Genomic DNA, 13,404 nt, shown 5'->3' on the forward strand with positions numbered 1-13,404 from the left:
GTGTTAGTTTGTCTTCTTCCAGCGCAATTTAGAGTGCATTCGGACTCTTCCTTGCCCATCAAGTACCAATATCAGATTGTACTAAAGACTTTCTTGAGATATGTTCCAACTATTCGCATGAGTGTGTGCACGCTCGAACAATTCGAGTGTCATAATACACCTTAAGGCCCGAACCCAGGTACGAGCACAACATGTAGCAAAGGGCACTCTAAACGCTCGTCTCTCGCGGAGCGATCTAGGTCGGCGGTGAGCGAGTCCGGGCTATTACCCCCAACGGGAGAAATCCTCGCGCTCTAGCGGTGGCGGTGAGGGTATCAAGCCCGCCCTGAAGGAGCGTCCGAGGGCGGGGAGGAGGCCGGCTAGTTCACCGCGGGGAGGATATCAAGTCGAGTCCTGTCTGACGACGTCTGGACTCTCTCTGAACGCGAGATGAGTCGCCACATCCAGCGTGTCCCCAGCGTGACGTGCGCTTCGTTCGAGGAGGAAGTGAACCCGGTTGAGAGCGAGTAGCGGTTCGGGTCGTTCTTTTTCGAGCCGGTCGATGGCCGCTGTCGAGTGATCCTCGACACGTTGGAGACTCGTGCGGGCGTCGGTCACCAACTCGTAGTCCGGATCGATAACGGCTTTCCGAACCTTCTCAGCAGCTGTATCGAGTGCGTCGTGGACTGATCGGACATCGTCTGCGACCGGGTCGTCGAGCGGCTCAGTCACTCGCTCGGTGGCGATTGTCGCAATATCATCGGCGATTCCGGCCATCAGCGACACGTCCTGAGCGGCGGAGCGGTAGCCGATGAGCGGGAATCCCGTTCCGATACCCACCGCTTGGTTGAGCCGCGGATTTCGGTACGTGGTGAAGACGAGTCTGAGAAAGAGAGAGAAGAGTTTCTCGAGTTGCGAGCCCCGATTACGTGCTCGCCGGGCTGCGTCGGCGTCACCGTCTAACAGGGCCGAGACGGCACTCGACCGAATCGTCGCCTCCGTGCGCCCTAATCGGCCGAGCAGTGTCGGGAGATCGAAGTCGTCGGGATCCACCGAGCAGCGGACGGTGATATGGTTCGTCGTCTCCTCGACGATGCCGAGTCCCATCAACCGGCGTTCGGCCTCGAGGACTGCGTCGTAGTTTTGCGGGTCTAGCGCCTCCGCCGCCTCGATGCGGATGAGGCCGCGGCCGAGAACGTACTGCGTGATGACGGCTCGGGAGAGTGCGTCCGTACTCATTGCATCGGCGTTGATCGTCGTTTCGACATCCTCGACCGCGGGTTGATCCGGTGTGACGAGAAGCGAGTTGCCGTTCTCGTCACGTTGCACGATCAGTTCGTCACCCTTCGTGAGATCGTGGTACTGCGCCCATTCAGCGGGTACCGATACTGCGAGCGTCGAGGAGCCCAACTGCTGGGCCTTCCGGCGAATGCGCAGATCGCTCCCCTTCATCCACGCCACCTTAAAATATTACTAACTCGAACCATTGGGGCAGATACTACAATGTTACTCATACACATATATCTATAGGTGCCATACTGTGGCCGTATATGCTATTAAAGTGGACGCACACCGTTATTCATCCTCGTTCTCCCCGGCTGCGACGATGGTTCGGCGCCCCTCTCGATTGAGGGTGCGCGCTTCGTGAGTCTCCTTCGTTGCGTAGGCGACCGTTACGAAGGTGACGAGGCTCACTCCCGCCGCAATGAACGTCGGCAAGCCGTCGAAGGCGGCCGTAAAGACGTCGTTCGGGATGTAGAGCAGGGTATTCTCGTAGGCGTACGTCGTCGGTAGGAGGACGAAGAAGAACAGTCGCGTTCCCGATCCGGCGAGCATGGAGGTAAGCGCCGCGGGCGTGTTCGCCATGTCCGACCAGTAGAGTCCCATCACGAGCGGAACGAACGCGCCGGCGAGCATGATGTCGAACGCCAGAACGAGCAACATCCCGGTGGCAGAGACCTGAATCGCGAAGAAGATACCGAGCAGCGTGATCGGGATCGCCATCAGACGGGTAACGGTGAGCAGTTCATCGCTTTTACTCCCGAGGACTCCTTCGTCAACGCCGCCGTCCGCCGCCGCTGCGGGCGTGCTCTCGTCGACGCGAATACCGCCGATGTTTCGTGCGATGACCGATGAGGTACCCAATATTGCACCGTCGCTCGTCGAGAACGACGCGGCGACGATGCCCGCGATGACGATCGCCGCGAGCCACGGCGGGACCGCATTCTGTAACAGCACGTACAACACCGCTTGATTACCGGCTTCGACGCCCAGAGAGGCCAGAATCGAGTTAGCCGAGAGCGCCACGATCGAAAACGGCACCCCGATTATCAGCGTGCCGGCACCGCCGATGAAGCAGGCCTTCTGTGCGGTTTCGGGACTATCGGCCGCGAAGACGCGTTCCATGAAATCGATAGCCACGATGTCGCCCAGACCGAGCGCGACGATCGTGGCGAGATTGATGTACGCCCCCTGACTCGGATCGGTGAGCTGTCCCAGGTTCGAGGGACCCATCCCGGCAGGGATCGTGATCCCGTACTGCGTTGCGACGAAGACGATGAGTGCGATCGAACCGACGAACGCAATGCCGGCCTGGAGCACGTCGGTGTACGCGACGGCGAACAGGCCGCCAGCGAGGGTGTACGAGAGAACGAGTCCGGCGATGATGAAGACGCCGAGTTCGAAGCTCGTTCCGACGAAGATCTGGAAGAGGTAGCCGCCGGCGACGAGGTTCCCCGCCAACAGGAACGCGTAGGCGATCGACATGATAAAACTCGCGACGATCTCCGTTGTGCGACCGTACTTCCGGCGGAAAAAGTCCGGGAGCGTCGTGAGGTTCATTCGATTCATCGGCTTGGCGAAGAACAGGCCAGTGAGGAAGAGACAAAGCGCCAAGCCGATGGGCAACGCTGCGCCGGCCCAGAAGCCGGCGGCCGAAGCGAGGTCGGTGTTCCCGAGGGTGGCGTTCGAATCCAGCGACTGGGCCATCAACGTCGCCGCAGCCAGTGGAAGGATCAGTCCTCGACCCGCGACGATGTAGTTGACGCTGTCGCCTTTGACCTTCCGGGACACGTAGAAGCCGACAGCCAGCATCGCGACGATGACGGCCGCGATCACGTAGGTGATGACACTCATTGTCCGCTCCCCCGTTCCCTCGCCAGATTTGATGAGTGTTCGTCTACTTTTTCTCGACTACTGCGTTCTTCCGTGAGCATATTATCGACATATCTTGAGATCTATTCACCGATGAAAAGGTTTGGCCTGTATTTGTATATTTAATTGTGTAACGAGGGTACACGCATGAACTACCCATGCCTGTTGGTGAACGGTTATACAATATATATCCGTAATCGGATACCGGAACTGTGTGGATTACGTCGGGTTCGTGGCGACTTCGACGAGGAGTTCTCGCCAACGGAGCAACCCGCGCTTGAACGTTCGGTAGCTGAGCGCCGTTCCGTGGGGGGCGAAGATCACGAGAGCAAACGGCTCGGGAATCGATCGTTCGTCGACCGTGGAGAGGCCAGAGGGTGATCGTGCGCTCGTGTGAGAGTGGTAAAACACTCGCGGTGGCGGCGGAACACGCCCGTCGACGACCGTCTCGAAGCGGGTCTCCGGCGTCGACGACCCGTTTGGAACCGGGACGTGACGCGTCGCGTGCAACCGGTTACTGCGTCGCTCACACGCGAGGAAGCCGCCCGCCTCGTGTGGGTGTTCCTCGGCGACGTGACTCTCGATAGAGCGACGTATACTCGACGAGATGACGATCCCTCGTACGGCCCACGGAAACACGGTATGAACTATCCGCGACTGCGGTACAGTCCTTTCGAAAGGCCAGTCAGTTCGGTCGAGCACGTCAATCGAAGCGGTCTCGCAGCTGGGCGACGGAGGGGCCGGTTCCCCGGCTTCGGTGTGGACTACTCGTTGCTAACAGCGCTCGGGCCTCCTCGTGGGTCGTCTGACCGTTCCGAGCGTCGCCACAGATGAGCCGTGGTGTGAGGACGATCCGCAGCACCTGCAACACCGCGTGGATCAACGCGAAACCCGTCCCGTCGAACTCGTCGGTCGGAAGCCGTCGATGGCGAAGGCGTTCGCGAGGACGAGCCCGTCGTCGAGGCCGAGCGTCGGGAGACTACAGCGGGCGCAGATCTAAATCGGTCCCTCGAGATGTCTATGTTCGACGCGAAACCACCTGAGCCGGGCGGGACCGAAGGTCCTGCTGGAATGAAACGCCGGCCACGCTGCGAGCGTGTCGACAACGAGTCCGGAGCCGTCGTAGGAGTATGGTCGCGCTCGTCGGGATCCAGCCGGTGATAGCACAGTCGACACAGATCGAGTGGATGACTCGTTCGCCCTGCCTTCGGGTATCACTCACTCTGTTTCTCTCACAGTAATCACAGGAACGGGTGCCGACCGGAAAGTCTTCTCAGCTACACTGTCAAGCGTGATTCGCTCAGTACCTCGTCTTCCCGTCGTTCCCATTACGAGAGCGTCGATACCGTTTGGTCCGACACAACCTAAGTTTGTTTCGACAGGCGATCCCTGCTCAAGACACCGGACAGCGGCCGTGGTTCTTCGCTCCGTCAAGACGGGGCGCAGTTACAGTCCGAATTCCGTCAGAGCCCGAGGTAGCCCGCGTTGGGGAGCACCCCGAGCAGATAGAGGACGCCGAGAACGAACATGAACGCCGCGATGGCCATCGCCGGCGGGTCGACGTGTGTGCCGGAGTGCGAGTAGAACACGCGCTGGGAGAGTTCGCCGATGAGGGCGCTGATCGCGCCGAACGCACCGGCGACGAGTAGCACGATCGGGTCGCTCCCGACGGCCGACGCTGCGATCACCGCGCCCGTCGACCCCAACAGCGTGATGTGGTGGGTGACGGGAATCTTCTCGACGCCGAGGTTGAGAAACAGCAGGCTCATCGCGGAAATCGCGTAGCCCAGGAAGATGCTCCCGGTCTCGAGCCAGATGAAGCCGCCGAGGATCCCGCCGACGATGCCGATGGCGGTGACGCCCGACCACTCGTACTGGTGTGGCAGCCAGGGTTCGGTCGTCAGCCGATTGGTCTCGGTGCCGCCGTCGGCAGCCACGCGCTTCTCCTCGCGCTCGAAGGGCGACATGTCGAGAATGCTTGAGCCGCCGACCCTGCCCACGAGCGGGTAGCCGAACACGAGCCGGGCCAGGAAGGCGGTCGCCACGACCGAAAGTGCGATGTTGTCCGTCGGAAAGCCGAGTCCGGCCATCACCTGGGTGATGAGCATGCCGAGGACGCCGAAGATCGCGCCGACCGCGAGGATGTCGGGCTTGGTTCCGAACGCGTACAAAATGTTCTTCCCGAAATGATAGTCCCAGTCGTCGGGTTCCATCTCGGGGTACTTCCGGCCGGCGTACGCCGTCGCGGCCACGCCGCCGGCGAACGCGATATGGGGACCGGTGACCGCGCCGAAGCCGATCGTCCCGGTGATGCCGGTCGCGATGGTACCGGCACCGACGGCATCGAGTCCGCCGAGTTCGCCCTCGAGGACGGCCAGCCCCTCGCCGAGGAAGACGACGAACCCCGTGAAGACGAACGCGGGCAGCGCCCCGAGGGCCGCGCCGAACGCGCCGCCGGCGAGGGCGGCAATGAGCAGGACGACGAACGCCTCGAGTTCCATCCCGATGACGGGAACCTGGAGGAGTACCTGGAACATGGGTTACTCCTCCGCGTCTTGCGCCCAGTCGCGCGATCGGTCGACGGCGTCCGACCAGCGGTCGTAGCGCCGATCGGCGTCGTCCCGGTCCATCTCGGGTTCGAACTCCGCGTCGACCTGCCAGTTGCTCCGCAACTCGTCGGGATCGCTCCAGTAGCCGACCGCGAGTCCGGCCGCGTAGGCCGACCCCAGCGCCGTGGTCTCGTCGACGACGGGGCGAACGATCGCCGAGCCGATGATGTCCGACTGGAGCTGACAGAGGAAGTTGTTCTTGACCGCGCCGCCGTCGACCTTCAGCGAGCGCATCTCGATACCCGAGTCGGCCTCCATCGCCTCCGCGACGTCGCGCGTCTGGTAGGCGATCGACTCGAGGGTCGCGCGAACGACGTGTTCCTTGCGAGTGCCCCGTGTCATCCCGACGATGGTGCCGCGTGCGCGCTGGTCCCAGTGGGGCGCGCCCAGTCCCGTAAAGGCGGGAACGACGTAGACGCCGTCAGTCGTGTCGACGCTGCGGGCGAGCGACGCCGTTTCGGCTGGGTCGTCGATCAGCGTCATGTCCTCGAGCCACTCGATCGCCGCGCCCGTGACGAAGATCGACCCCTCGAGCGCGTACTGAACCGCCTCACCCGAGCGCTGGAAGCCGATCGTTGTCAGCAGACCGTGATCGCTCTCGACGGCCTCGTTACCGGTGTTCATCAGGAAGAACGAGCCGGTACCGTAGGTGTTCTTCGCGTCGCCGGCGTCGAAACAGGTCTGGCCGAACAGGGCCGCCTGCTGGTCGCCCAGCGCACCCGCGACCGGAATTTCGGCCTCGAGGAACCCGTCGGGGTCAGTCGACCCGTACGTTTCGTCGTCGCTCGAGGGGCGGACCTCGGGCAACATCGCCTCGGGGATCGAGAACTCCGCGAGGAGGTCGTCGTCCCACGCGAGCTCGTGGATGTTGTACAGCATCGTCCGCGAGGCGTTCGTGACCTCCGTAACGTGCTCGCCCGTGAGGTTGTAGATCAACCACGAGTCGATGGTCCCGAACAGGACCTCTCCCTCTTCCGCGCGGTCGCGGATGTCCTGTGGACGGGAGCGCTCGAGTTTGATCGGATCGGCGTTGTCGAGCAGCCACTCGGCTTTCGTCGCCGAGAAGTAGGCGTCGGCCTCGAGGCCGGTCTTGTCGCGGATGGTTTCGACCATTCCGTCGTCCTCGAGCTGTTCGACGCGGTCCGTCGTCCGTCGGTCCTGCCAGACGATGGCGTTGTGGACCGGCTTTCCGGAATCGGCGTCCCACAGCAGTGTCGTCTCCCGCTGGTTAGTCACCCCGATGGCCTCGAGCCGGTCGGGACCGATGTCCGCCTGCCCGAGCGCCCGTCGGATGACCTCTTTGGTGTTTTCCCAGATTTCCATCGGGTCGTGTTCGACCCAGCCGGGTTCCGGATAGATCTGTTCGTGTTTCTGGTAGGCGTTCGCGACGACCTGCCCTTCGTGATCGAAGACGATGAAGCGGGTCCCGGTCGTTCCCTGGTCGACCGCACCGACGTACGTGGATTCTGTCACTCGTATTCACCCGGTGTTGTGTAGCCACGCGACGATTTACTATTGGTCGCGTGATACCGGTAAACAATTTTGACGATCATTATAAACGTTTCTGAACGTGTCACAACATGACATAGAATCACTAGTAGGACTGGAATCCCGTAATAACGGTCCAGATACGGGAACACGACGGGTTCGAAGCCGTCAATCTGGCCGCCTGATCGTGTCGTCCCGCCGTAGACGAGCCGACCGCCACAGGAATTTACGGGTGTTTGGCTATCACCGATAAAATAATGGGAGGGGCGATCGTAGATGTGGACGAAGGGATGGCAACCGATACGGAGGTCCTCGTTCTCGGCGGCGGCTCGACCGGCTGCGGTATCGCCCGCGATCTGGCGCGCCGCGGCCTCGAGGTCACGCTCGTCGAGCGAGGAACCCTCACAGACGGAACGACCGGCCGGATGCACGGACTACTGCACAGCGGCGGGCGGTACGCGGTGTCCGACCGGGCCAGCGCGCGGGAGTGTATCGAGGAGAACGAGGTGCTCCGGGAGATCGCGGGCCACTGTGTCGAGGAGACCGGCGGCCTGTTCGTCCAGCGACCCGAGGACCCGGACGACTACTTCCGCGAGAAACTCGAGGGCTGTCGTGAGTGTGGGATCCCCGCTCGCGTGCTCTCGGGCGCGGAAGCCCGCGAGGTCGAACCGCATCTCGCGGCGGACGTGAAGCGAGCGATCGAGGTTCCCGACGGCGCGGTCGACCCGTTCCGGCTCTGCGTCGCGAACGCGATCGACGCCGAGACCAACGGCGCGCGGATCGAGACCCACGCGGAAGTGGTGGACCTCTTGCGCGACGGCGACGACATCTATGGGGTCGAAGTGCGCCACGATTCGGGGCCCGGAAAGCGTACGCAGGCGACAGCCGGGACGACCGAGGAGATCACCGCCGACTACGTCGTCAACGCGACCGGCGCGTGGGCCGGCCAGATCGGCGCGATGGCCGACCTCGAGATCGCGGTCCGGCCCTCCAAGGGCGTCATGACGATCATGAACGTCCGGCAGGTCGACACGGTGATCAACCGCTGTCGACCAAAGGGCGACGCCGACATCGTGGTTCCCCACGAGACGACGGCGATCCTCGGGACGACCGACGAGGAGGTCTCGGATCCGGACGACTACCCGGAAGCGGGGTGGGAGGTCGATCAGATGATCGACACCCTCTCGGAACTCGTCCCGATCCTCGAGGAGGCTCGAACGATCCGCTCGTTCTGGGGTGTCCGCCCGCTGTACGAGCCGCCGGGAACCGGCACCGAGGACCCGACCGACATCACGCGGGACTTCTTCCTGCTCGATCACGCCGACCGCGACGGCGTCTCGGGGATGTCGAGCATCGTCGGCGGCAAGTTCACCACCTACCGGGCGATGGCCGAGGAGATTTCCGACCACGTCTGTGAGAAACTCGGCGTGACCGCCGCCTGTACGACCGCCGAGGAACCCCTGCCCGGCAGCGAGAACGTCGAAACGCTCGAGGCCGGCATGGACGATTTCGGCCTGCGCTCGCCGGTGGCCCGCCGGAGCAAACAACGGTTGGGAAGTCGGGCGCGCGACGTGCTCGACACGGACCAGCCGAACCCGGTGCTCTGCCAGTGCGAGGGGGTAACGCGCGCGGAGGTTCGAGACGCGATCTCGCAGTCGGGCTCGGATCTGAACGCGGTTCGGATCCGGACGCGCGCCTCGATGGGGAACTGTCAGGGCGGCTTCTGCTGTCAGAATATGGCGAACGAACTTCACCCCGAGTACGACGAGGAGACGGTCCGCGAGGCGCTGGACGTCCTCTTTCAGGAGCGCTGGAAGGGCGAGCGCCACGCGCTGTGGGGCGAACAGCTCTCGCAGGCGATGCTTAACTACGCGCTGCACGCGGCGACGATGAACCGGGACCGCGATCCCGCGAGCGCGGACGCGGACACGGCGGCAATCGATTTCGCGGCCTTCGATAGCGGCCGGACCGAGGGGGACCGGATCGACGGCTCGCGGGGGGTCCGATAGATGGCGATCGAGGACGACGTCCTCGTCATCGGCGGCGGACTCGCCGGTGCGACCGCAGCGCTCGCCGCGACAGAGCGAGATGGAGACGTGCAAGTTCGGCTGGTTTCGTCCAAGCAGAGCACGCTTCGGCACGCGAGCGGGTTGATCGACGTTCTCGGATACACGCCGGCGGGCGACGGCCCGCTCGTGGATCCGTTCGACGCGCTCGAGGGACTCCCCGACGGACACCCCTACGAGCGCATCGGGAGCGAGGCGGTCCGCGAGGCGCTCGAGTTCTTCGACGATATCGCGGGCGAGGCCTACGACGGGGCCCACACCGACGCGAACGCGCTCGTCCCGACCCACGGCGGCACGGTCAAGCCGACCGCCAGATATCCGGTTTCGACCGCCGCTGGACTCGCGAGTGACGACCGCAACGCCCTGCTCGTCGGCTTCGAGACGCTGCCGGACTTCGAAGCGCCGCTGGCGGCGTCACACCTCGAGGCGGCGGGCGTCCCCTTCGAGGCCCGCGGGGTCACGGTTCAGTTCTCCGGCATCGCTCGAGACGACGCGAAGATCACGCGGTACGCGCACCTGCTCGACCACAACGAATCCGTAGCGACGACGTTCGGTGAGACGACCGCCCGCGAGGCGCTCGCCGAGACCGTTCGCCCCCACCTCGAGGGCGAGTCCCGCGTGGGCTTCCCCGCGGTCCTCGGCGACGAGCGCGCCGACGCGGTCAGAGCCGGCCTCGCGGACCGACTCGGCGTCGACGTCTTCGAGGTCCCGATGGGGCCGCCCAGCCTGCCCGGAATGCGACTCGAGGATCTCCTGTACGACGCGCTCGAGGAGCGGGGCGTCCGGGTGACGACGGGGGTTCCGGTCGTCGATTACGAGACCGACGCGGGCGAGACGGCCCCGAACGGTCCCGAACGGATCGATCACGTTGTCGTCGACCGGAACGGCAGCGAGATTCCCCACCGCGCCGACCAGTACGTGCTCGCGACGGGCGGACTGGTCGGAAAGGGCGTCCGATCGGAGCGCGAGCGGGTGTTCGAACCGGTCTTCGACTGCCACGTCCCGCACGCGGCGGACCGCTACGACTGGTTCGTCGACGACGTCTTCAGCGACCAGCCCTACGCGCGGTTCGGGCTGCCGGTCGACCGCGACCTTCGCCCGCTCGACGCCGGCGACGAGCCCGAGTTTTCGAACCTCCGGGCGGCGGGTGCGGTGCTCGGCGGCTACGACTTCGCGGCGGAGAAATCGGGCGCCGGCGTCTCGCTCGCGACGGGCTACGTCGCGGGCCGGCGCGCCGCCTCGGAGGGCGAACGATGAAAGACGACGCGTGCGCCTCGAGCGGCGGAATCGAACGACGGGACGCACACGATCGGAGCCGGCCGACCGACACGAGCGGCACGGACGATACGAACGGCACGGACGATACGAACGGAATGGACGGCGACAACCGACTGATTCAGCTAATTCAATGAGCGACGCAGAACGACCGACAGACGACCCAGCGGGCGACGACGAGTTCGAGCCGATTCAGGTCTTTCCCGAGGCCGAGGAGATGGACCTTCGGCCGGGCGCGGACGACTGCTACAAGTGCTCGACCTGCGACACGAACTGTCCCGTCGCCGAGGTAGACGACGAGTTCCCCGGGCCGAAGTTCCAGGGCCCCGAGCAGTGGCGGCTCAAGCGCCAGGACGACCACGACATCGACGACTCGGTGATGAAGTGCTCGAACTGCATGCGCTGTGACAGTGCCTGCCCATCGGACGTCCCTCTCTCCCAGATGCACAACACCGCTCGAGGGGAGTACGTCGAGGAGCAGATGGACACGTTCTCGCGAGAGTACGTTCGGAATCGCATCCTCGCGAACTACCGCCGACTCGCCCCGCTCGGGTCGATGTTCCCACGGACGACGAATTTCGTGATGGGGCTCTCCGCGACGCAGTGGCTGGGCGAGAAACTCCTCGGAATTACGAGCGAGCGGGAATTGCCGGCGTTCGCGACGGAGACGTTTCGGGAGTGGTGGATGAAGCGAGGTGGCAACGCCACCTCGAAAAAGCGAGCGCAGAAGGCGCGAGTCGCGAGGGGCTCGGAGAGTCCCTCGGACCGTGCGAGCGGGCAGTCGGCCCGCGAGCAGACAGAGCGAGGCGGTGCACAGGTTCAAAGCGACGAGAAGCGCATCGCCTACTTCCACGGCTGCTACGCGAACTACAACACGCCAGAGGTGGCCAAGGCCCTCGTGCGGGTCTACGAACATTTCGGCTACGAGATCATGGTTCCCGACCAGCACTGTTCGGGGACGCCGATGTTCGCCAACGGGATGCTCGAGGACGCGCGCCGGTCGGCTGAAACGAACGTCAGGGAACTCGCCGCGGCGCTCGCGGACGGCGCGGACGTCGTCGCCTCCTGCAGTTCGTGTTCGATGTCGATCCGGCAGGAGTACCCCGAACTGTTCGACTTCGAGGGATGCGAGGACGTCGCCGAGAACACCTGGGACGCCGTCGAGTACCTCCGGGTCCACGAGGACCTCGAGGGCGAACTCGAGGGGACGTCGATCGACGGGGCGCTTGCGGATTCGAACTTCGCCTACCACGCACCGTGTCACGCACGGAATCAGGGCCTCGATGGGCAGACGATGGAGGTGCTGGCGGCGATCGACGGCGTCGACGCCCACGATGTCGGCGACTCCTGTTCGGGGATCTCCGGAACCTACGGCTGGAAGGCCGAGAATTACGAAACATCCATGAAAATCGGGTCGGAAATGGTCGACCACATGGAAGATGCGGACGCGGAAACGGGACTCACGGAGTGTCCGACCTGCTCGATGCAGATGGAACACGGGACCGGCTACGAGATCACCCACACGCTCGAGGTGCTCGAGGCGGCGCTGGTCGGAACCGAGACGGGGGCAGACGCGCAGTAATGGACCTTCAGGAGCGAATCGCTCGCCGTCGATCGGCGCGGCAGGGGAGACGAATCGTCGTGGATCGCGACCAGCTCAGCCCGGTCGTCCACCGGCCGGAACCGGTCGGCCGGGGCCCCGTGCTGGAGCAACTGCTCGACGCGCTCGAGCCGGTCTTCGACGGGGGGCTGCCGCCGCCGGTCGCGATCGTCGGGCCGTCGGGATCGGGAACGTCGGCGGTCGTGACCGCGATGTTCGACGCGTTGAACGACCAGTTCGGCGGCTCGAGCCGGGAGATCGCGACGACGACAAGGGGCGGACGCACCGAGCCGGTGACCTGGTTCGTCACCGTCGACGGCCGGCAGGTCGAGAGTCCCTTCGCGTTCTATCGAGCGGTGCTGTCGGGGCTCTCGTCGGAACGGGTGCCCGAGAGCGGCGTGGGCACCGACGACCTTCGCGAGCGCCTCCAAGACAGGCTGTCCCGTCCGGATCGGCGCGCCGTCGTCGCGATCGATCACCACGACGAGCCCGAGACCCTCGCGATCGATCGCGTTTGCGAGTTGCTATCGCCGGTCGAGGACCGCGTCGCCACGGTCACGGTCGGACGGACCGAACCCGACGATCACCGAGGCGAGACGGTCACCGTCCCGGCCTACCGCAATCACGAACTCGTCGACGTCGTCACCGATCGCGTTTCGACGGGACTCGCGGCGGGCGCGCTCGATCACGACGCAGTCCGTGAACTGGCCGACTGGGCCGACGGGAACGCCCACGACGCGCTCGCGGCCCTGTTCGGCGCCGCCGTCCTCGCGAGCGAGGACGAGGCCGAGCGGATCGAGTCCCCCCACCTCGAGGCGGCGCGGACCGACGTGCCCGACGACGGCGTGCACGTCGCTCGAGCGCTCGCGCTTTCAGCCACCCGGCAGCGGGTGTTGCTCGCGCTCGTCGATATCGATCCGAGTGACAGCCCGATCCGCGAGCTAGCGAGCGCTATCGCCGCCCGGTCGTCACTCACCGTCGGAACGGTCACGCGATTCCTCTACGAACTCGCGGATCGAGGCGTCATCGAACGGGTTCGGTTGTCGTCCTCCGGTCACAACAGCGGGCGGCAACCCAGCACGGTCGAACCGCGGTACCCCACGATCGCGTTCCGATCGCTGACGACGGTCTCGCTCGACGACACTCCGTGATCGGTGACGCTCCGTGATCGGTGACGCTCCGTGATCGACGGCCGATACAATCATTTTTGACCGTGCGGCGGAATGAGTTGGAC

The 13,404-nt window shown here is 64.4% G+C and carries 11 protein-coding genes and 1 pseudogene; 5 read left to right on the forward strand and 7 right to left on the reverse strand.

What is annotated here, in order from left to right; all coding sequences use genetic code 11:
* Positions 1-381: 381 nt before the first annotated feature.
* From CP556_RS12870 to glpK, 7 genes and pseudogenes are all read right to left on the reverse strand, one after another.
* On the reverse strand, positions 382-1,431 hold the full coding sequence (locus CP556_RS12870) for an AbrB/MazE/SpoVT family DNA-binding domain-containing protein (protein ID WP_098725993.1): 1,050 nt from the start codon (positions 1,429-1,431) through the stop codon (positions 382-384).
* Between the two features lie 123 nt (positions 1,432-1,554).
* Positions 1,555-3,114 carry a high affinity choline transporter 1 gene (locus CP556_RS12875; RefSeq protein ID WP_098725994.1) on the reverse strand — a complete coding sequence of 520 codons (1,560 nt, stop codon included), beginning with the start codon at positions 3,112-3,114 and terminating at the stop codon, positions 1,555-1,557.
* A 237-nt stretch (positions 3,115-3,351) separates the two neighbouring features.
* Complete coding sequence (locus CP556_RS12880; protein WP_218011958.1) at positions 3,352-3,771, reverse strand: MPN domain-containing protein; 420 nt, start codon at positions 3,769-3,771, stop codon at positions 3,352-3,354.
* A gap of 64 nt (positions 3,772-3,835) precedes the next feature.
* A pseudogene (locus CP556_RS27140) lies at positions 3,836-4,107 on the reverse strand (hypothetical protein); the annotation flags it as partial.
* Between the two features lie 243 nt (positions 4,108-4,350).
* On the reverse strand, positions 4,351-4,566 hold the full coding sequence (locus tag CP556_RS26390) for a universal stress protein (RefSeq protein ID WP_255291453.1): 216 nt from the start codon (positions 4,564-4,566) through the stop codon (positions 4,351-4,353).
* A gap of 29 nt (positions 4,567-4,595) precedes the next feature.
* Positions 4,596-5,669: a DUF7973 family transport facilitator gene (locus tag CP556_RS12895; protein ID WP_098725995.1), complete on the reverse strand. Its 1,074-nt coding sequence runs from the start codon at positions 5,667-5,669 to the stop codon at positions 4,596-4,598.
* Positions 5,670-5,672: 3 nt separating this feature from the next.
* On the reverse strand, positions 5,673-7,214 hold the full coding sequence (gene glpK / locus CP556_RS12900; protein ID WP_098725996.1) for a glycerol kinase GlpK: 1,542 nt from the start codon (positions 7,212-7,214) through the stop codon (positions 5,673-5,675).
* A 305-nt stretch (positions 7,215-7,519) separates the two neighbouring features.
* Here glpK and glpA point away from each other — a divergent pair, with 305 nt between their 5' ends.
* Genes glpA through CP556_RS12920 form a run of 5 tightly spaced genes read left to right on the forward strand, consistent with a single transcriptional unit; the run spans position 7,520 to position 13,321 of the window.
* Positions 7,520-9,238 carry an anaerobic glycerol-3-phosphate dehydrogenase subunit GlpA gene (gene glpA, locus CP556_RS12905; protein ID WP_098725997.1) on the forward strand — a complete coding sequence of 573 codons (1,719 nt, stop codon included), beginning with the start codon at positions 7,520-7,522 and terminating at the stop codon, positions 9,236-9,238.
* Positions 9,239-10,552, forward strand: a complete 1,314-nt coding sequence (gene glpB / locus CP556_RS12910; protein ID WP_098725998.1) for a glycerol-3-phosphate dehydrogenase subunit GlpB — start codon at positions 9,239-9,241, stop codon at positions 10,550-10,552. It begins immediately after the preceding gene.
* Positions 10,549-10,707: a hypothetical protein gene (locus tag CP556_RS25990; protein ID WP_176548187.1), complete on the forward strand. Its 159-nt coding sequence runs from the start codon at positions 10,549-10,551 to the stop codon at positions 10,705-10,707. The genes glpB and CP556_RS25990 overlap by 4 nt, the downstream gene beginning before the upstream one ends.
* Entirely contained in the window at positions 10,704-12,152 is a 1,449-nt protein-coding gene (locus CP556_RS12915) for an anaerobic glycerol-3-phosphate dehydrogenase subunit C (RefSeq protein ID WP_098725999.1), read from the forward strand. Before CP556_RS25990 ends, CP556_RS12915 begins: the two co-directional genes overlap by 4 nt.
* Positions 12,152-13,321, forward strand: coding sequence for a Cdc6/Cdc18 family protein (locus CP556_RS12920; protein ID WP_098726000.1), 1,170 nt, complete (start codon positions 12,152-12,154; stop codon positions 13,319-13,321). Before CP556_RS12915 ends, CP556_RS12920 begins: the two co-directional genes overlap by 1 nt.
* The last annotated feature ends 83 nt before the right edge of the window (positions 13,322-13,404 follow it).

The organism is Natrinema sp. CBA1119 (assembly GCF_002572525.1).
Classification (GTDB): domain Archaea; phylum Halobacteriota; class Halobacteria; order Halobacteriales; family Natrialbaceae; genus Natrinema.